The sequence below is a fragment of the Collinsella sp. AM29-10AC genome, assembly GCF_003469085.1.
In the GTDB taxonomy this organism is placed as follows: Bacteria; Actinomycetota; Coriobacteriia; order Coriobacteriales; family Coriobacteriaceae; genus Collinsella.
In genome coordinates this window covers 13493-33923 of sequence record NZ_QSKB01000024.1, presented here as the reverse complement: position 1 = coordinate 33923, position 20431 = coordinate 13493, and the positions used below count along the sequence as shown (strand labels likewise).

The following is a 20431-nucleotide window of genomic DNA, read 5'->3' as shown; positions in this document are numbered from 1 at the left end:
TATAGTAGCAGGCGAAAATACCCCCGTCAACGAGTATGTGGAGCAAATCCACAAGTTCGCACAGGTATGGGGCTGACGAGTCGGCCCTCGTCGTCCTCGCATGCTTGATTCTGACGCTCGACATCGTAGGAGCAGATGGTCACGAGGTCTTGCATACCGGTGGAAACAATAGGTGCATCCACGCCCGGGGTCAAGCCCTGCAACAAAACATCAGCAGCAGAAAGCAAAATTTCCGGACGCATGGAGCCCTCGTTGTCGGCATGGGTGTCGAGCATGAGCACCAGATGGTCCTCACACTCCCCCGCCGTGAGCTCATAGCCAACGAGCGTATGGTCCAGATCAAGTCGCTTGCTCTTTTTGCCGCGCGCGTAGTCGATGCCATGGTCCGCGCGCAGCGTGTCGATCGCACGACGCACCTCGTCGGCGCTTACGGGCGCCTCGGGATCCAAGTGCAGGTCGATGCGATACGACAGACGCGTGAGTTGCGCCGTCAACGCCGGCGTGCGCACGTCGATATACGCCGCCTCGATGGGCGCCAGATCGGCCGGAGACGCCGCAGCCAGGCGCCCAAACGCCTCGTCGAGCGCCACGAACTCGGTCATAAACAGGTCATACCACTCGCAGGTCGACGACGTACCCACCGGTAACGCCGAAGAGAAGCCCACGCGCATGTGCGGAGAGAAGCCCTGCGTGACGGCATAGGGAAGTCCCGCACGGCGCACGATGCGCTCAATGGTATGGATTACTTCGAGATGGCCCAGGTACTTAAGGCGATCGCGCTTGCCATAGCGAACACGAAGTCTAAAGAGCGTGGGGTTTTCGGTCAGGCGCTCACTCATGCGCGATCACCCATCAATACATTCTTGGCGTGGAGCGTGGGGCAGATTCCGCAGCCGGTGCACGACGTGCGGGTGCAGTCGGGAGTCGTGACACCCTCGAGCGAGCGACGGTACTCGCGCTCGAGGAAGCCGCGCGTGCAGCCGGGGCTCACGTGCTCCCACGGCAGGCGCCAGTCCAACTCGTAGGGCAGGTGCACGAGCTCATTGAGGTCGATGCCGTTTTTGGCAGCAGCCTCCTTCCAGTTATCGAGCGAGAAATGCTCTACCCAGGCGTCAAAGCGAGAGCCCGCGCGCCAAGCATCGATGATGACGGGCGTCATGTCACGACCGGCGCGGGACAGAGCGGCCTCGATGAGCGAGGTCTCGGCATCGTGGTAATGCACGCGGACGGCACGGTTGCGAACGCTCGTGATAAGCAGCTTCTGGCGACGCTTGACGTCGTCGTAGTCGAGCTGTGGGCACCACTGGAACGGCGTGGCAGCCTTGGGGATAAAGACCGAAACCGAGATGGACACCGAGATCGAGCCGCGACGAGCCTTGGGCACCACGGAACGACCGAGCTCCAGCACGTGATCGGCCAGATTGGCGATGGCCACGATGTCCTCGTCGCGCTCGCCGGGAAGGCCCATCATAAAGTAGAGCTTCATGCGGTTCCAGCCGGCCTCGAAGGCCGCCTTGGCCGCACGGTCCAGGTCCTCCTCGGTCACGTTCTTGTTAATGATGTCGCGCATGCGCTGGCTGCCGGCCTCGGGTGCGAACGTCAGGCCGCCCTTCTTTTCGCCGGCGACCGACTCGGCCATATCCACGCCAAACGAATCCAGGCGCTGCGACGGAATAGACACGCGAATACCCGTATCCTCCAGGCGACGGTTGAGCCTGCCGAGCACGTCGCGAATGCAGGAGTGGTCGGTCGTGGAGAGCGAGGTCAGCGACACCTCGTCATAGCCGGTCTTTTCCAGACCCTGAATCACCGACGAGACGATCTGGTCGGCCGAGCGCTCGCGCACCGGGCGATACGTCATGCCGGCCTGGCAAAAGCGACAGCCGCGGGCGCAGCCGCGCAGGATCTCGATAGACAGGCGGTCGTGGACCAGCTGCGCATAGGGTACGCACGACTGCGACAGCGGATTCGTGGCGCCGAAATCCTCGACGACGCGCTTGTAGACCACGGTCGGCGCATCCTTGCCCTCACGCGGCACGGTGTAGCCATGCGGCGAGCAGGGCTCGTCGTGACGAACCTCATAGAGCGACGGCACGTAGTTGCCGGCAATGGATGCAAGCTGCTCAACAATCTGCGCGCGCGGGACCCCTTCGTCACGCAGGCGGCGATGCAGCTGGCAGGTCTCGAGCAGCGATTCCTCGCCCTCGCCGATGAGGATGGCATCGAAAAAGGCCGCGTACGGCTCGGGGTTGTACACCGAGGGACCGCCGGCGATGATGATGGGGTCGTCTTCGCCTCGGTCGGCCGCTAACAGCGGAATGCCAGCGAGGTCGAGAGCCTCGAGGAAGTTCGTCACCGCCATCTCGTGCGGCACATGCAGACCGACGATATCAAACGAAGCGACGGGGGCAGCACCTTCGAGCGACAGCAGCGGAATACCCGCCTCGCGCATGGCGTCACCCATATCGGGCCACGGCACATAGCCACGTTCGCAGGAGATGCCCTCGGCCTGGTTAAGGATATTGTAGAGGATGGCGATGCCCTGGTTGGGCAGACCAACCTCGTACACATCCGGGTAGATCAAGCAGCAACGGTAGTCGGCATCGGCCTTGGAAAGCGTGCCCCACTCGTGATCGATATAGCGACTCGGCTTCTCGACCTTGGCGAGCAGCGGCTCAATTAAATGAAAGCAGTCTTGATACGGAACGCGCAACGGAAAACCCCTAAGCAGCGAGATCGGATGCGTCTTGGTAGGACGCCATAGGACGGGTAGCGCCCGCGACCGTGGTCACCAGATCGCGAACGCGGGAGAACGTGGCAGTGACCACCTCGTTGGCACGGCTGTAGTCGACATCGCGCTCGTAGAGCGAAACGAGCGCACGGCCCATGCCATAGGTGCCCGCAGCAGCAGTGAGCGCCTTGACGGCAAACCCAATATGCGGCGTCTGCTTGACGAGCGCGCGGGTGACCGCGCGGATCACAAGACCGCCGGCAAGCACGCCAGCGACCTCGTAGCCGCGCTCAGGCTTAATGCCGCGTCCAAAGACGGCAGCGAGCTCAAAGAGCATGCCCACCTGCGCCAGCGCCATAACGGGATAATCGGCGCCCGGCAAAAACACCAGCGCACCGGTCGCCATATTGGTGAGCGCGCACGAGGTGATGATACGATTGGCCGCCGCGATGCGCATGAAGGCAAAGTTCGCCGCAAAAGCCGTTTCCTTTTCGGTGCGATCGAGAATCCAGCGGGCAAGCGTCTCGAGCAGATACGTCTTATCGGTTGCCGCTACCACGCCGAGCATGGGCGTGGACTCCTCGATAAACGGCACCTCCACAGCAGACTCGGCAAGCACGCACACGGGCGCGCCGGCGATCACGAGCTCCTGCACGGCACTCTCCAAGCGGTCGGAACCACACGAGAGCACCAGTACCACATCGGTATCGGTCTTTGGAGCAATTCGCTCCTCCCCCAGACGCTCGACGCGCACAATGCCCGAGGTCGTCTGCGGTACAAAGGCGTCACGCACCGTCTCGGCCAGAAAGCGCGAGGCGGACGAATCCAAATAGACCGAGACGCGCACCGGCGTATCGGAATCCTTCTTAACGGACGCGCCCATCTTAAAAGCGCGGGTCAGCTTATCTACGGGAATTTTCATAGCAAACCCCTCCAGCGGTTACGCGGCGCCCGAACGATGCCGCCATATGGATTGTACGATACCCACCGTCAGCAGCTGAATCATCATCGAAGAAGAACCGAAGCTAATAAACGGTAGCGGAATACCGGTAATCGGCATCATGCCGATGCACATGCCGATGTTTTCGAAGGTCTGGAACGCCCACATGCCAACGATGCCCACACACGATAGGCGCAAGAACAGCGACTCACACTTAAAGGCGACGCGAATCGTCGAAAAGATCAGCAGCACGTAGAGGCACAGGAGCAAAAAGGAACCGCAAAAGCCAAAGGTCTCGGACAGGAAGGCGAAGACGAAGTCGGTGTGGAACTCGGGCAGAAAGCCGCCGGCCGACTGCGTCGCATGGCCCAAACCCTTACCAAAGAAGCCGCCCGAGCCAACGGCGATAAGCGACTGCTGCAGGTTGTAGGCATCGTCCGAATCGGCATTATCGGGGTCGATAAAGACCGTCAGACGGTTCATCTGATACTGCTTGATGAGCACATCGTGGCCGAGCAACGAATCAAAGACCGAATCGAGCGCCAGGACGAGGGCCACCAGGCCCACGAGCAGGGCCAGGGTCGACAGCACCCATTCGCGGCGTGCACCGCTCATGCAGATGACGATGGCGCCCGAGACCAGCACGACCAGGCCCGAGCCCAGGTCGCCCATGGCGACGACGGCCAAAAACGGAATGGACAGCATGCCGCAGAGCTTGACGTAGTCGCGAACGGTATCGATGCGGCCGTTATACTGCGAGCCAAGCGTGGCGATAAAGAAGATGGTGATGAGCTTGGCAAGCTCAACCGGCTGGAATGTCAAGCCGATACCGGGAATCTTGATCCAGCCCGTCATGCCCAGACCGCCCGTATAGGACAGGCCCGGAATCTTGGGCGAGAAGATCACAATAAGGTCAATGACGAGCAGCGCCGTCGAGAAGTTAGAGATGCCGCGCAGATCGGTACGCCAGACGAGCACCGCAAGCACCGCGCCAATGCCAATGCCCAGCAGGTGGCGCGAGAATGAGGCGTCGGCCTTAAACTGTGACGCCGACCAAATAATGATGGCGCCATAGGCAACGAGCGCGACGGTAGCCAGCAGCACACCGATATGCACCTTTTGGCGAAACGTACCGCGCGAGGCCGAAAGTTGCTTGTTGACGCGGTCCAGGCTGCTGCGAGAGCCGGTCTTGGTTGAACGGAACAGATCCGCCGGAGAAAAATCCATCGCAACCTCCTATCGAACCGAAGAATCGCCCGAGGCCGAAGAGGTATCGGGCTCGTCATAAATCACGCCGAGCACGTCGCGCACGACATGCATCGCGGTATCCGAACCACCGCCGCCCTGCTCCAGGACAGTAGCGATGACATACTTGGGATCATCGGCCGGTGCATAGGCGCAGAACCACGCGTATTCGTCCTCGCCGCTTTTCTCGCCCGTGCCCGACTTGCCGTACACCTGCGGCGTCAGGGTGCCAAAGTGAGCCGCCAGGGACGTCGATGCCGTGTAAATCACGTCGTGCATGCCGTTGCGAACAAGAGTCAAATCCGAATCGCTGTTGATCTTGGCCTCCAGGCGCTTCTTCTTGCCCTTGCCGTTGTACTTATAGGCATCGCCGTCGCCATCGCGCGACACGGCAGACAAAAACACGTGAGGCACGTACTGCTTGCCGCCGTTGGCAAGACCCATATAGGCGCACGCCATCTGCAGGGGCGTCACCAGGATGTCGCCTTGGCCGATGGCAATGTTGGTCATATCGCCGGCATTCCACTTGCGGTCCTCGGCAGAGGCGTCGGTAAAGTACGACTCTTTCCACTCGGCATCGGGAATACGGCCCGCGCCCTCACTCGGCAGATCGATACCGCAGGTCTTGCCTAGGCCCCAGCGACGAAAGACCTCCTGCAGGCCCTCGGAATGTTGCTCGTCATAAAAGAAGGCCTTGCCCATGTCGTAGAAGACGGGGTCGCACGAGTTGGCGATACCCGACTGCAGCGTCATGGTGCCGTGGCCAGACGTCAGCCAGCAGCGCTTGCCCCAAGCCTTGCCCAGGCCCGTCCAATAGCCCGTGCAGTTGGTTGTCTGCGTTGAAGTGTAGGTTCCAAACTCAAGACCGGCCAGTGCCGAGAGCGGCTTGATGGTCGAAGCCGACATGTACTGTCCGCTAATGGCGCGGTTGAGCAGCGGGTGCGAACCCTTGTCATCATTGAGCTCGGTCCACACGTCATTTGAGACGCCGCCGATAAAGACGGACGGATCGAACTTGGGCTCGCTCGCCATGCCCAGGATCTCGCCATTGTTGGGATCGAGACACACCACAGCGCCGTTGCCGGCATTGCTGTAGCCAGTGGTCTTGGCAAGCTCGATGGCGCTCGCCAGCGCCGTCTCACAGGCCTGTTGGATCTTAAGATCGAGCGTGAGCTTAATGTCGGAGCCGGCCTTGGCGGGCACGGCGCCGGCCTGACCGGTCACATTGCCCGAGGCATCGACCTTGACGGTCTGCTCGCCACGAATACCCTGCAGCAGGTTTTCGTAGTAGCTCTCAACACCCGCCTGGCCCACGATATCGCCCGACTGGTACGTAATCCGGCCAGCAGAAGCATCATCATCACCAGAGGTTTTCTTATTCTGGGCCTCGAGCTGCTCGGAGGTAATGGTGCCGGTATAGCCCAAGATATGGCATGCCGTCTCGCCATATGGATACTGGCGCTCGGTACGCTCGGCAATCTTGACGCCCGGGAACTCGCCGGCGTGCTCCTGAATATAGGCAACCGTGGAGCGACGGACGTCCGTCGCGATGGTATGCAGGCTCTGAGCGCCCTCGGAATTGTCCTGAATATTGCGCAGCACCGCCACGTAGGGCATACCGAGCACGTTGGCAAGATGGCGAACCAGAACCTCATCCTCGGCAAGGTCGCGGTAGGCCACGACAGCAAGTGAGGGACGGTTCTGGACAAGCGCCACGCCATTGCGGTCGAGGATGCGGCCGCGCACAGCGGGTGTGGTAACGGTGCGCGTCTGATTGCTATTAGCCTGCTTTTCGTAATAGTCCGACGAGACCATCTGCATGCCCCACAGCTTGACGGCAAGCGCCGCGAACATCGCGCCCACACCCGTGGTGAGGATGGAGAAGCGGCCCTTAAAGGCGGTCGCCGCGGTATTGCCCTCGCCCTCGGTGGCGCGCGGGGCCGTCCCATGCTGCGTATCGTAGGTAAAACGAGAATCGCCGCGACGCATAATGACCAGTGCGACCACGATAGCCACAACCAGCACGATACCGGCGATAATAACCGTCATCTGGGAAGACATCTACGAGCCTCCCCTATTTGAGCTTACGGGTCTTGGGCTTAAAGCGCATGCCCGTCTGGCGTCCGCCACGTGCGGAGAATCCATAACCGGACTGCGGCACGACGCCGGACATCAAAAACGGAATGGCAACCAGACCCGTCAGGATCGAAGACGGCAGCGCATGGCCGAAGATCGCCACGACAAAGCTCGTCTCCAAACCCATAAACAGCAAGATGATGCTGTAGATCACATTAATGACGAACGCGAAGGCGCCCACCGTGATGCCGCGCGCACTCGGGGCACCGCCCGTCTGACCGGCAGCGCTATGCACCAGGGCAAAAGAACCCACGGTCAGCAGGAGCGACATAACGCCCACCGGCACGGCAGCGGAAAGGTCATAGAACAAGCCGCTGCAAAAACCGCACACGACGGCACGGGTCGGGTCGCCCGAGAACACGCTTAGGCACACCAGGATAATCATAAAGTTGACGCGACCGCCCGCAATGGAGATCTGCGGTGCCAGGCCTGCCTGCAGCAGCACGCACACAATGGCGGCGATTACAAACGTGCGGGAGCTCATCCCCTGCTCGTGTAGATCCATGGACATGCCCCCTATTCGCTCGAGCCGGAATCGGTCGTCTCGGACGTGTCGGAACTGTCATCCGGGCTCTCGTCCTTCGTCTTGGTCGCAGCATCGCGCGACGTTCCCTGCGGCGTGCTGTTGGCCGTATTCACGTCCTCATCCGAGGCCGACTGTTCGTCGGTCAGCGAGGTAATGACCAGCACTTCCTCGTTGTTCTCGGCCGTCGTCTGGGCGCGCACCACAATGGTGTAGTACACGTCGTTAGCCGATTTCTCAACAGACGAGACGGTGCCGAGCGGTAGACCCTTGGGGAACACACCGCCAATGCCCGAGGTCACGATGATGTCGCCAACCTTAACGTCGGAATCGACGCTCACGTACTCAAGACGCAGCGTGCCGTCAGCCTGACCCTGCAGCATGCCCTGGGCGCGCGTGTCCTGCACCATAGCGGACACGCCCGAGTTCTCATCGCCAATCAGGCGCACGGTGGACGTCTTGGCCGAGACCTCGATAATCTGGCCTATGACACCGGCAGAACTCGTCACAGGCATGTTGATGGTAAGACCGTCGGCAGAACCCTTATCGATGGTGACGGTCGAGGTCCAGGCATCGCCCGAAGCGCCGATGATACGAGCTGCGGTTGATTTGAGGTTGTAGGTCGACTGCAGGCCGACCAGCCCCTCCAGTCGCTCGGCGGTCTTTTGAGCCTCGGAGAGCTCGGCAACCTTAGAGGTCAGTTCCTCGTTTTGCTTCTTAAGCTCGTCAAGCGTGTCCTGCGACGCCGTAAGGTTAGAGAACACGTTACCGATCGCATTGAAGGGAGCCGCCACAGCCGAGCCCACAAAGCGCACCGGCGAGGTAATCGTCGTCACGCCCGAGCGCACGGCATGAATCGGTCCTGCCTCGCCCTCGCGGATGTAAAACGTGAGCAGCAACACCGAAATCAGGCTGAAAACAATCAACGGGCGCATACCCGTTGATTGTCGCTTGGTATTCAGATTTGTGGAGAAACCCGAAGATCGTGCCAAATGGAATCCACCTTTTGGAAATTAAGCATTGGTCTGGACGAAGCCGCCATCAAACGCATTGGCCTCGAGCACGCGGGCACAGCCGTTAACGACGTTATCGAGCGCCGTGGGGCTAACATTGACCGAAACGCCGGTCTCATCGCGCAGGCGCACGTCGAGACCGCGCAGCAGCGCGCCGCCACCGGTCAGCAAAATGCCGTAGTACATAAGGTCCGAGGCAAGATCGGGAGGCGTAGCGTCGAGTGCGTCCTTGACGGCCTTGGCCATCTCGTCGAGCGGCTTGTTGAGCGCGCGACGAATCTCCTCGCTCTCGATGCGCACGGTCTTGGGCAGACCGGTGATCACGTCGCGGCCGTTGACCTCAACGTCGAGCTCGTCCTTGAGCGGCACGGCGGAACCGACCTTGATCTTGATGTCCTCTGCCGTACGCTCGCCGATGGCCAGGTTGTAGGCATCACGAACGTGCGTGAGGATGGCCTGATCGAACTCGTCGCCGGCAATACGAATGGACTGCGAGACGACGATGCCGCCCATAGCGATAACGGCGACCTCGGTGGTACCGCCGCCGATGTCGATGACCATGGAGCCGGTGGGTTCCTCGACGGGCAGGTCGGCGCCGATAGCGGCTGCCATAGGCTCTTCGATCAGATAGGCCTGGCGGGCACCGGCCTGGATCGTGGCCTCAAAGACAGCGCGCTTCTCAACCGACGTGACACCGGAGGGAACGCAGACGACGACACGCGGACGCGGAGTCCACGGATAGCGCTTCTCGGACGCCTTATCGATAAAGTAGCGAAGCATGGCCTCGGTAACATCGAAGTCGGCGATGACGCCGTCCTTCAGGGGACGAACGGCCACGATGTTGCCGGGCGTACGGCCGAGCATGCGCTTTGCCTCGATACCGACCGCCAAGATGCGCTCGTCGTTCTTGTCGATGGCGACAACAGAGGGCTCGCGAATGACGATGCCCTTGCCGCGCACGGAGACAAGCGTATTTGCGGTGCCGAGGTCGATGGCAAGATCGCCCGCATAGCTACCGAAGAACATATCCATCAAAGAAAACAACGCAACTCCTGATGTGTTGGATGATTGCTGGAAAACTACTAGCCCATCATACTAGCGCAAGCCCGGCACCTCACTTGCGGTGAAGCGCCGGGCAAAGCTAAATCCCATAAGGTCACTACTGGTTGTCAGCAGCCGAGAAATCCATATCGAGCGAAGAAACGGCCCAGCCGATATGGTTGTCGGAGCGCACGAATTTGACGGTGTACTCCTGCTCGCCGCCCTTGGACAGCGATGCCTTCACCTTGGCGGTCGTCTCGGTCATGGACTGATCCATGCCCTCGACGGACACGGTGGCACCCTGCGGAATCGAGGAGATGATCATCGACTTAGCGGCCTCGGACAGGCTCGAGGCCAGGCAAGACTCGGCCTTTGCGGCGTCACCGTCGCCGGCAGCCTGGAACAGATCGGTAACGACAGACTCCTGAGACGGGAAGCCAAAGCCGCGCGTGTAGGCAAAGCCCAGACCGCCCGCGGCGATCAAAATGAGCAGAAGCAGCACGATGAAGACTTTAAGACCCGTGTGGCGATGGCGACGACGGACCTTGGCCTGCTTACGATCCTGACGGTCCTGCTGGACCATCTCGGACTCGGACAGCGTAAAGAAGCCGGTGTCCGAGGGATCGGGCATAAACTGACCGGTCGCGCCCGTAGGATCGAGCGGATCGACGGCAGGAGCGTCCATCGCGGGCGCCGGAGCCGTGGCCATAGCCGTCTGGGCAGACAGCGCAGCAAGCGAATCCTGCACGCGGGCAAGCTCATCGGCCTGCTCGGAGGTGAGCTGGTAGATGCCATCGGCAGTAGCGGCGTTAAAGGCGTCGAGTGCGTCGGAGGGACGGCCGGCGGCAGAAAGCGCCTGACCCATGCCGGCGTTGAGCGCACGCGTGTCGTCGCGGGGGCCGGCAAAGTCGATAGCCGTGCGGTAGGTCTCCACGGCATCCGCCGGACGGCCGAGCTTAATGAAGCAACGACCGAGCTCGCCGAGTGCGGCGGCAGGAGCCGGATTGGCGCCGTCGATGGCAGCCTGACGGAAGGCGGTTCCCGCGTTGGCATAGTCGCCCGATTGGAACAGCGCATTGCCCAGACCCAGATAGGCCTTGAACGGCGTGGCATAGGAAGCATCCTGCGTAGCAGCAGAGAACGCCTGAGCGGCCGTCGTGTAGTCGCCCACCGCGGCGAGCGCCTTGCCGCGGTTGGTGAGCAGCGCGCCGCGCTTGCCATAGGTGCCGTCGTTGAGGGCGGCGGCATAGGCCTCGGCGGCCTCGGCATACATGCCCAGGTGCATCAAGGCGTTGCCACGAAGGTGGTCGGCCTCGCCCATAATCTCATCGGGAGTCTTTGCCGCCCCAAGCATCTGGGCTGCAGCGGAAAAATCACCCGCGCGGTAAGCGGCGCGGCCCTGTTGGATCAGCTGGCTATTCAAGGAAGTCCCCTTTACTCGTGAACGATCTCGACATGAACGATCTCGTCGCCGGCACGCAGCTGCGAAATCACATCGAGACCCTCGACCGTGGTACCAAAGACGGTGTAACCGGAATCGAGGTTATGCTGGGCACCCAGGCAGAAGTAGAACTGCGAACCCGCGGAATCGGGGTCCATGGAGCGCGCCATGGCAAGGGCGCCATCGACATGGCTGTTGCGCGGATTGGTGGCGAACTCGCCCTTGATGCAGTAGCCGGGGCCACCGGTACCGGGCATGCCGTCGGGGCCCTCAAGACCGGCGGCGACGTCGGCGCCGGACATGTCGCGGGTATTGGGGTCCCCGCCCTGGATAACAAAACCGGGCACATAGCGATGGAACTTAAGGCCATCATAGAAGCCCATCGTGGAAAGCTCGCAGAAGTTCGCGACATGAATGGGAGCGCCCTCGCCGTCAAACTTGACCTTGATGGTACCCTTCGACGTCTCGATTACGGCGCACTCGTCGCCGACAAGCTGATACCCGGGCGTGTAGAGCTCTTTCTTAAAACCAAACATGTGGTTCCTTCCTCGTGCGTTTAAAGCATATTTGTACGAATTGTAGCAATAAGCACGGGCTTACATCAATTGCGCACGTAGGTTATGCCGACTATGGCGAACTATTTTTAGGAACGCTGCTGCGGCTTCCAGGAACCCACATTGGCGTCGTACTGGTTCAGCGCGCTGTTGCCACCCTGCGCGATGGGCGCCAGGATCTCGCTTTGGTGGGAACTCATCGACTCGCCATCGGGAATGGCCAGCGAGATATCCCAGCTCTGGCAGATCACGTCAACGCGCTCATACATCCACTCGGCAAGCTGCTTTAAGTGGGCGATGTCGTCCGCATAGACCGTATCGTCCTGATACTTAAGATTGTTGAGCTCATCTTGCGTCTTTTTAATCTGGTCACGCAGGGCGTAGGCACTCTGCGACAGCTCCTGACGGGTGGACAGCGGCGTTCGGAGATAGCCGTTGTTAAAGGAATCGATGACCTCGCCAATCTGGTCCTCGTCAGCATAGGACACGATGGTCTGATACAGACCGTCCAGCCTGGTATAGAGCTGATCATCGGTGAGCACGGTTTCTTCCTGGACCACCTCCGCAGAATCGTCCTGCTTGGCATCGTCCTCAGTGGCCTCGCCCTTTTGGCGCGTGGGGAAGGTGGTCTGTGCAGCTTGGCCAAACTGGTCGTAGAAGCCGGGCATAACACCCATGGGATCGGTCGTCACGAACCAATAGGCACCGCCGCAAACGACGGCAAGGACCGCGATGATAATGAGCGGCTTGGGAATATGACGCTTGTGCTTGTGATAGGCGTCCTCGTCGGGGTGCACCTTGCGCTTGGGTTTTTGAGCATCGTCATGCAGGGAAACGGGCATGGGAATATCGACCTTGGGAATACCGAAATCCTTATCGAAAGCCGGCAGCACGCAGGTCTCATTGGGGTCGGCGGCGTCCGAAAGCACCGCAGCGGCAGAGGCCGGCGCATGCGGCACCTCGGTGTCGATCTGCTCTTGCGTTAGGCGCGGAAAGCCCGCCGTGCGGCCCGCTGCCAGGTCGGATGCGGCCGCGTCCTCGGAGAGGATACCCGGAGCAGGGCGTCCGCATTTGGGGCACGTACGATCATGCGGAGAAAGACGGGCACCGCAGCCCTCACAGAACACGAACTCGGTGTGCTCGGGACCATCGCCCGGACCCACATAGGCGTTGCAGTAGGGGCAGAACGAGGCGCCGTCCTCGATAGTCTTAAGGCAATGCGGGCAGATCACGGCATCCTCTTTTCGAAGCAATTCAAATAATCGAGGTTAGAGCATAACATCGCCACGGCCCCACAGGAGCAAGGCACCAATTCAACATCGCCAGGGCGCGTAGTTACTTCTTCTTTTTGCTTGGCATCGAGACTTTGATGCCTTGGGCGGACTTGGTTACGCGAGAGCGCTTGGCTCCGGTACTCTTCTTTTTCTTGGGCTGGGCCTGGGCCACGCCCTCGAGTGCGCGGGCCTCGGCCTCACGAACGGTGCGCGCCTCACGGCGCTGCGCCATGTCGGCGGCGACGCGCTTGGCAAAACGCTCCGCCGTCGAACCCGTCGAGCTCACCTTGCCGCCACCGCGACCCAGGCGGACGCGCACACCGCGGCCAAAACCAGTTGCGGCATGACGACGACGCGGCCTGAGCGAATCCATCATCGTGGCGAGCTTAAAGAACACCGAGCAGGTAAAGACCACGATGGCAGCCAAGAAAACCATCTGACCCATCGTCAGATTGGCAATAGACAGCAGCTCCGGGAATCCGATAACGCCTACCAAGATGCCGGCGACTACAAACACAAAGAGCACCACACGTAAGGGCGTGAGGGGCTGCGAGATTCGCCAGATCAGGCTGACGCTCGCCGCGCACGACGTAAGCAGGCACATCGTAGACAGCGTGAGCTGGCTAAAGCCAAACACGCGCGCCACAAAGATATCGAGCGCCGCGGCCAAAATGACCGCAATCGACGCCGGCAGTGCCCGCTTGAGCACGTTCGTCAGGAACGACCCCTTCACGCGAGCATTGTTGGGCTCCAGGCCCAAGACAAAGCCCGGCGCGCCAATGCAGAAGAAGTTGATGAGCGTCATCTGAATCGGCTCGAAAGGGTACGGCGGCAGCGCGATGCACAGCGCCGCCAGGCCCATCGAGAACAGTGTCTTGGTCAAGAACAGCGAAGCCGAACGCTGCAGGTTGTTGATGGAGCGACGGCCCTCGGCCACCACGGCGGGCATCGAGGCAAAGTCGTTGTCGACGAGCACGATCTCGGCCACGTTACGCGCGGCATCGGAGCCGGCCGCCATGGCCACGGAGCAGTCGGCCTCCTTGAGCGCCAGCACGTCGTTGACGCCGTCGCCTGTCATGGCCACGGTGTGCTCGCGGCGCTTGAGCGCCTGCACGAGCTCGCGCTTCTGCTGCGGGGTCACACGACCAAAGACATGGTAGCGGTCCACTGCGGCATCGAGCTTGGCCGGCGTATCGAGCGTCGTGGCGTCCACATAAGCGTCCGCCCCCGGCACGCCCACAACGCGCGCGATCGACGACACCGTACGCGGGTCGTCGCCACTGATCACGTTGAGGGTCACGCCCTGCTCGTTAAAGTAGCCGATGGTCTCGGCCGCCGAGGTGCGAATCTCGTCGCGGATGGTCACAAAGCCCACGGGCTCGGCCTCGCCCACCATATCGCCATCGGGCGTAAAGCCGTCCACGAGTGCCACCACGAGCACGCGGCAGGTATCGGCAAGCTCGGCGACACGGTTCTCGACCTGGGCAAACGCACGATCAGAGAGCACAAACTGCGCCGCACCCATTACGTAGGAGCCCTGCGCAAATGAAGCGCCACTCCATTTTTTAGACGACGAGAACGGAATGACCGACAGCGGCTCAGACACCTCGACCGGGCGATCGGCGTAATAGTTGAGCAGCGCCTGGCAGGTCTCGTTGGCATCGGCCGAGGTCGCACGCGCCACGTTAGCCAGCGCAAAATCGAGCACCGTGGTATCGACGGGAACGGCGGCGTCGCTCTCCCCCACACCCATACCCTCGACCGGTAGCGGATAGGTACCCTCGACCTCCATGCGACCCGACGTGATGGTGCCCGTCTTGTCCAGGCACAGCACGTCGACGCGCGCGAGCGTCTCGATGCAGTAGAGCTGCTGCGCCAGCACCTTGCGGCGGGCCAGGCGCACCGTGGCGATGGCGAGCACCGACGAGGTCAGCAGCACCAGGCCTTGCGGGATCATGCCCAGCAGAGCGCCCACCGTGGACAGCAGCGCCGACGAGGGCACGCGGCCGGCCAGCAGCTCGGAGAAGCACCACGAAAGCGCGCTATCGCCCGGGGTTCCCGCGGCATCCCACAGCTCGCTCACACTCGAGGAAAACAACGCCAAACCGAGCGGGATCATGATGATGCTCGCAAACCGCACGATGGCGTTAAGCGCGTTCATGATCTCGGAATTGACCTTTTTGACGTACTTGGCCTCGTTATTAATTTTGGCCACGTAGTTGTCGGCGCCGACATGGATCACGCGGGCGCGCAGCAGGCCCGAGTCGATAAAACTGCCGCTCATGAGCTCGGAACCGGGCTGTTTCTTAATAAGGTCGCTCTCGCCCGTCAGCAGGCTCTCGTTCACGAGCGCCTCGCCCGAAACCACCACGGCGTCAGCGGGAATCTGGTCGCCACGCCCCAGGCGGATGATGTCGTCGAGCACGATCTGATCCAGGTCGAGCTCAACCTCGGAGCCGTCGCGCACCGCGATGGCCTTCTTGGAGGTCAGCAGCGTGAGCTTATCGACCATCTTCTTGGAACGCATGGACTGAATGACGCCAATAGCGGTATTGAGGAACACCACGAACAGGAACGTCAGATTCTTAAACGAACCGGTCAAAATGACCAGGAACGCCAAGATCACGTTGATCAAATTGAACAGCGTGCAGAGGTTCTCGATGATGAGCTCGCGGACCGACTTGGTCTTGAGCTCCATGTTGCGGTTGATCTTACCGGCGGCGATGCGCTCCTCGACCTCGGCGGTCGAGAGTCCGCGCTCGATATCCGTTGCTGCCATACCACGTCCCATCACGTCGCGTCGGTATAAGAAAAACCGCCCGGACCATGCGAGGTTCGGACGGTCTTACGTTCGATGGTGCCCCATGTTGGATTCGAACCAACGGCCTTCTGCTCCGGAGGCAGACGCTCTAATCCCCTGAGCTAATAGGGCCAACGGTTGGCATTATACCCAAGTGCACCACGGGCTATCAAAATAAAAGAAAAAGCTTTGCAATTCCGGGGAAGACGTGGCGCAACGGCTCACTTTAGAAGGCAAAAGCGAATCAGATAGTATAAACTCTCATGCACCATATATACACGGCTCGCGATGCGGGCCGTTTTTGCAAGGGTTATCCATCGAGGTGAGAGGCACACCATGATTGCAATTTTAAAGCAGAGCGCCAGCGACGAGGCCGTCAGCCATATCGTCAGCTGGATTGAGAAAAAGGGTCTGAAGACCGATGTCTCGCGCGGCGAGAACGAGACGATCATCGGCCTGGTGGGCGATACGACCAAGATCGACCCGTTCCTGCTCGAGTCCATGGACGTCGTCGAGCGCGTGCAGCGCGTCTCCGAGCCGTTCAAGCGCGCCAACCGCAAGTTCCACCCCGAGGACTCCGTCATCGACTGCGGCCACGGCGTCAAGATCGGCGGCGACCAGTTCCAGGTCATCGCCGGCCCGTGCTCCGTCGAGGGCGAGAACCTCATCCGCATCGCCTGCCGCGTGAAGGCCGCCGGTGCTACGATGCTGCGCGGCGGTGCCTACAAGCCCCGCACTTCCCCGTACGCCTACCAGGGCATGGGCCCCGCCGGTCTGGACCTGCTGTGCGAGGCGTCTGCCGAGCTCGACATGCCGATCGTCACCGAGATCATGGACCCGCGCGACGTGCAGGTCTTCCTGGACAAGAAGATCGACGTCATGCAGATCGGCGCCCGCAACGCCCAGAACTTCCCTCTGCTTAAAGAGGTCGGCAAGACCAAGACTCCGATCTTGCTTAAGCGCGGCATGTCCGGCACGATCGATGAGCTGCTCATGGCCGCCGAGTACATCATGAGCGAGGGCAACGACAACGTCATTCTGTGCGAGCGCGGCATCCGCACCTTCGAGACCCGCACCCGCAACACCTTCGACCTCAATGCCGTGCCGGTGCTGCACCACCTGTCGCACCTGCCCGTCGTCGCCGACCCCAGCCACGCCACCGGCTACACCCGCTACGTTGAGCCCATGGCGCTCGCCGCGACCGCCTGCGGTGCCAACGGTCTGGAGATCGAGGTCCACGACGAGCCCAGCCGCGCATGGTCCGACGGCGCCCAGGCCCTCACCCCCGATCAGTTCGACGACACCATGCGCCGCATCCGGGCCATCCGCGAGGTTGTCTGCCAAGAGACCATGGAGTAGCCCATGGGCACGGTGAGAAACGCGCGCGTTAACCAGGGCGGCCCCAAGTGCGCCGGCATCGTCGGCCTTGGCCTCATTGGCGGCAGCTTTGCCCGCGGCTATGCGCAGGCGGGCGTCCGCGTGCTGGCCTGGGATCCCGATGACGATGTCATGACGGCCGCCAGCATGGGCACCGTTGCCGGCGAGCTCAACGACGAGACGCTCGGCGAATGCGACATCATCGTCCTGGCTTGCTACCCCGAAGCCTGCATCGAGTGGCTCGAGGCGCACGCCCAGGCGCTCGCCGACGCCACCGATACCGAGGCCATCATGGGCCCCGTGGTGATCGACACGGTGGGCGTCAAGGGCATCGTGTGCGAGCGCGCCTTTGAGCTTGCCCGCGAGCACGGCTTTTACTTTGTGGGCGCGCACCCCATGGCGGGCACCCAGTTCTCGGGCTACGCTCACTCCCGCGCCGACCTGTTCCAGGGCGCTCCCCTGGTGCTCGTTCCACCCGCGGTAGACGATGCCCTTAAGCTCGAGCTCTTGGGCCAGGTGCGCGAGATGGTGCGCCCCTTGGGCTTTGGCAAGTTCAGCGTGACCAGCGCCGCCGAGCACGACCGCGTCATCGCCTTTACGAGCCAGCTCGCGCATGTCGTCTCAAACGCCTATGTTAAGAGCCCGACCGCTCAGGTTCACCACGGCTTTTCGGCCGGCAGCTACCGCGACCTCACCCGCGTAGCGCACCTCAATCCGCAGATGTGGTCCGAGCTCATGATCGACGACGCCAATGCGCTCGCCTTCGAGATCGACCATCTGATCGAATCGCTCGGCGCCTACAGCCGCGCGCTCAAGGACCGCGACCAGCGCTATCTGGAGAATCTCCTTGCCGAGGGCGACCGCATTAAGCGCGCACTCGACGACGAGGCCTCCCACTAGACAACCCATCACGCCAGGTCGAAAGGACCGAAGCTTATGGCGATTACCATCGATATCGACACTGCACGCCCCTACCAGGTGCATGTTGGCACGTTTTTGCTGGAGCAGGCGGGGCCGCTCGTGCGCGCCACCGCCGGCGGCACCAAGGCCGTCATCGTGACGGACACCAACGTGGGCCCGCTCTACCAGATGCCCGTTAAGCAGAGCCTGGAGGCGTCAGGCTACGAGGTGAGCATCTGCACCTTCGAGGCCGGCGAGGCCCATAAGCGCGCCGAGACCTACGTTGCCATTTTGGAGTTTGTGGCCGAGCACGAGCTTTCGCGCTCCGACGTGATCGTGGCACTCGGCGGCGGCGTCGTGGGCGACGTGGCGGGCTTTGTGGCCGCCACCTACATGCGCGGCTGCAAGTTTGTGCAGATCCCCACGAGCCTGCTCGCCATGGTGGATTCGTCGGTGGGCGGCAAGACCGCCATAGACCTGGCTGCCGGCAAGAACCTGGCCGGCGCCTTTTGGCAGCCGAGCATGGTTATTGCCGACGTGGGGTGCCTGGCCACCCTCACGCCCGAGCAGTTCGCCGACGGCTGCGGCGAGGTCGTCAAGCACGCCGTGATCGCCGACCCGGAGCTTTTCGCCGAGCTGGAGAAGACCCCGCTCACGCTGGAGCTGCTCAACCGCGATGTGGCCCGCGTAGCGCTCATCATCGCCCGCAATATCGACATCAAGCGCGCCGTGGTCGTCGCCGACGAGCGCGAAACCAACCAGCGCAAGCTCCTCAATTTTGGACACAGCGCCGGGCACGCCGTCGAGGCCTGCGAGCACTTTGAGCTCGGACACGGCAACTGCGTTTCAATCGGCATGGGCATCATCACGCGCGCCGCGGCCCTGCACGGCATTTGCGATGCTGCACTGCCCGATCGTATTGAGGAACTCTGCGCCCGCCATGGCCTCAAGACCCGCTGCGACCTAGATGCCGATACCGTCTTTGCCGAGGCGCTCCACGACAAGAAGCGCGCGGGTGACACCATCGATCTAGTGATTCCGCACGGCATTGGCCGCTGCAGCATCGACCGCACACCGCTTTCCACTTTCCACGAACTCATTGCCGAGGGCCTCGGCCAGAAGGGAGACGCATCCGCATGCTAGCCCGCATCACCCCGTCCCCGCTCAAGGGCACCGTTCCCGCCATCGCGTCCAAGTCGATGGCGCATCGCCTGATCATCTGCGCTGCGCTTGCCAACGGCGAGACACACGTCACCTGCAACACCACCTGCGCCGACATCGAGGCTACGGTGCGCTGCCTTACGGCCCTGGGTGCTCGCATCGAGACCGTCGAGGACGGCTTCCAGGTCCACCCCACCATGAAGAGTGTTGAATTTGGCCTGCTCAAGGCCCTTGCCGGCGGCACGCTTGACTGCGGTGAAAGCGGATCCACGCTCCGCTTTATGTTGCCCGTCGCCTGCGCGCTGGGCGCAGAAGCAACTTTTGTGGGTCAGGGGCGCTTGGGCGCCCGCCCGCTCTCCCCGCTCTCGGACGAGATCATCGCCGCCGGCTGCGACCTACAGGGTCTGGGCGGTTTTCCGCTCAAGACGAGCGGCCGCATGCGCCCGGGCACCTTTGTGCTTCCGGGCAACGTGAGCTCGCAGTACATCTCGGGCCTGCTGCTGGCAGCCCCGCTGCTGGCCCAGCCCTCCTGCGTGCAGGTAACCGGCCTCATCGAGAGCCGCCCCTACATCAACCTGACGATACAGGCCATGAAGGCCTTTGGCGTCGAGGTCGACGTCGAGCGCATTCCGGCCAAGGACGGCCAGCCCGAGGTCACGAACTTCCGCGTGAGCAGTGGCTCGTACCGCACGCCCGGCAGCGTGGCCGTCGAGGGCGACTGGTCCAACGCCGCCTTTTGGCTGTGCGCCGGCGCCATCGGTACCGACCCAATCACCGTCGAGGGCGTGTCGCTAAGCTCCGCACAGGGCGACCGTAACGTGCTTGCCGCGCTTTCGCGCTTTGGCGCCCGCATCGTGCGCTCCACCAACGCCGCCACCGTGCAGTCCGACAAGCTCGCCGGCTTTGAGATGAGTGCCCACGACATTCCGGACCTGGTGCCCGTCATCTCGGCCGTGGCCTCGCTGGCACAGGGCCGCACCTTTATCCGCGATTGTGCCCGTCTGCGCATCAAGGAATCCGACCGCTTGGTCACCACCACCCGCGAGCTCACCGCGCTGGGCGCGCAGGTACGAATTGCCGGCGATGACCTCATCATCAAGGGTGTCGATGCCTTCACCGGCGGCAAGGTCGATTCGCACAACGACCATCGCATCGCCATGATGGCCGCTATCGCCGCGAGCCGCGCCACCGGCGAGGTCGTGATCCACGGCGCCGAGGCCGTCAACAAGTCCTATCCCGATTTCTTCGACCACTACCGCCTGCTGGGCGGCAAGGTCACACTCGAGGAGGAATAG

Annotated in this window: 16 protein-coding genes and 1 tRNA gene; 4 read left to right on the top strand and 13 right to left on the bottom strand. The window is 61.9% G+C overall.

What is annotated here, in order from left to right:
- Nucleotides 1–26: 26 nt before the first annotated feature.
- The 13 genes from DW754_RS08385 to DW754_RS08325 form a co-directional block, all read right to left on the bottom strand.
- Nucleotides 27–839, bottom strand: coding sequence for a TIGR03936 family radical SAM-associated protein (locus DW754_RS08385; protein WP_117759292.1), 813 nt, complete (start codon nucleotides 837–839; stop codon nucleotides 27–29).
- Nucleotides 836–2713, bottom strand: coding sequence for a TIGR03960 family B12-binding radical SAM protein (locus DW754_RS08380; RefSeq protein ID WP_055249992.1), 1878 nt, complete (start codon nucleotides 2711–2713; stop codon nucleotides 836–838). Before DW754_RS08380 ends, DW754_RS08385 begins: the two co-directional genes overlap by 4 nt.
- A 10-nt stretch (nucleotides 2714–2723) precedes the next feature.
- Complete coding sequence (locus DW754_RS08375) at nucleotides 2724–3653, bottom strand: YcjF family protein (protein ID WP_055249990.1); 930 nt, start codon at nucleotides 3651–3653, stop codon at nucleotides 2724–2726.
- Between the two features lie 18 nt (nucleotides 3654–3671).
- Nucleotides 3672–4898 carry an FtsW/RodA/SpoVE family cell cycle protein gene (locus tag DW754_RS08370; RefSeq protein WP_055249988.1) on the bottom strand — a complete coding sequence of 409 codons (1227 nt, stop codon included), beginning with the start codon at nucleotides 4896–4898 and terminating at the stop codon, nucleotides 3672–3674.
- A 9-nt stretch (nucleotides 4899–4907) separates the two neighbouring features.
- Nucleotides 4908–6977 carry a penicillin-binding protein 2 gene (gene mrdA, locus DW754_RS08365; RefSeq protein ID WP_055249986.1) on the bottom strand — a complete coding sequence of 690 codons (2070 nt, stop codon included), beginning with the start codon at nucleotides 6975–6977 and terminating at the stop codon, nucleotides 4908–4910.
- A 13-nt stretch (nucleotides 6978–6990) separates the two neighbouring features.
- Nucleotides 6991–7557: a hypothetical protein gene (locus DW754_RS08360; protein WP_117583249.1), complete on the bottom strand. Its 567-nt coding sequence runs from the start codon at nucleotides 7555–7557 to the stop codon at nucleotides 6991–6993.
- An 11-nt stretch (nucleotides 7558–7568) separates the two neighbouring features.
- On the bottom strand, nucleotides 7569–8510 hold the full coding sequence (mreC, locus tag DW754_RS08355; protein WP_117759294.1) for a rod shape-determining protein MreC: 942 nt from the start codon (nucleotides 8508–8510) through the stop codon (nucleotides 7569–7571).
- 78 nt (nucleotides 8511–8588) lie between these two features.
- Complete coding sequence (locus DW754_RS08350; protein ID WP_006236061.1) at nucleotides 8589–9620, bottom strand: rod shape-determining protein; 1032 nt, start codon at nucleotides 9618–9620, stop codon at nucleotides 8589–8591.
- A 127-nt stretch (nucleotides 9621–9747) separates the two neighbouring features.
- Nucleotides 9748–11052, bottom strand: a complete 1305-nt coding sequence (locus DW754_RS08345) for a tetratricopeptide repeat protein (RefSeq protein WP_233512210.1) — start codon at nucleotides 11050–11052, stop codon at nucleotides 9748–9750.
- Between the two features lie 11 nt (nucleotides 11053–11063).
- A complete protein-coding gene (locus tag DW754_RS08340) occupies nucleotides 11064–11606 on the bottom strand; it encodes a peptidylprolyl isomerase (RefSeq protein WP_117736658.1) in 543 nt (180 codons plus the stop codon).
- Between the two features lie 107 nt (nucleotides 11607–11713).
- Nucleotides 11714–12856 carry a zinc ribbon domain-containing protein gene (locus DW754_RS08335; RefSeq protein WP_158561643.1) on the bottom strand — a complete coding sequence of 381 codons (1143 nt, stop codon included), beginning with the start codon at nucleotides 12854–12856 and terminating at the stop codon, nucleotides 11714–11716.
- A gap of 103 nt (nucleotides 12857–12959) precedes the next feature.
- Nucleotides 12960–15677 (bottom strand): HAD-IC family P-type ATPase, encoded by a 2718-nt coding sequence (locus DW754_RS08330; protein WP_117759298.1) that lies wholly within the window; start codon nucleotides 15675–15677, stop codon nucleotides 12960–12962.
- A 76-nt stretch (nucleotides 15678–15753) separates the two neighbouring features.
- Nucleotides 15754–15830 (bottom strand) — tRNA-Arg (locus DW754_RS08325).
- 204 nt (nucleotides 15831–16034) lie between these two features.
- Here DW754_RS08325 and aroF point away from each other — a divergent pair.
- Genes aroF through aroA form a run of 4 tightly spaced genes read left to right on the top strand, consistent with a single transcriptional unit; the run spans nucleotide 16035 to nucleotide 20431 of the window.
- A complete protein-coding gene (gene aroF / locus DW754_RS08320) occupies nucleotides 16035–17057 on the top strand; it encodes a 3-deoxy-7-phosphoheptulonate synthase (RefSeq protein ID WP_117759300.1) in 1023 nt (340 codons plus the stop codon).
- 3 nt (nucleotides 17058–17060) lie between these two features.
- Entirely contained in the window at nucleotides 17061–17975 is a 915-nt protein-coding gene (locus DW754_RS08315; RefSeq protein ID WP_117759302.1) for a prephenate dehydrogenase/arogenate dehydrogenase family protein, read from the top strand.
- Nucleotides 17976–18011: 36 nt separating this feature from the next.
- Nucleotides 18012–19118: a 3-dehydroquinate synthase gene (gene aroB, locus DW754_RS08310; protein WP_117759304.1), complete on the top strand. Its 1107-nt coding sequence runs from the start codon at nucleotides 18012–18014 to the stop codon at nucleotides 19116–19118.
- Nucleotides 19112–20431 carry a 3-phosphoshikimate 1-carboxyvinyltransferase gene (gene aroA / locus DW754_RS08305; RefSeq protein ID WP_117759305.1) on the top strand — a complete coding sequence of 440 codons (1320 nt, stop codon included), beginning with the start codon at nucleotides 19112–19114 and terminating at the stop codon, nucleotides 20429–20431. Before aroB ends, aroA begins: the two co-directional genes overlap by 7 nt.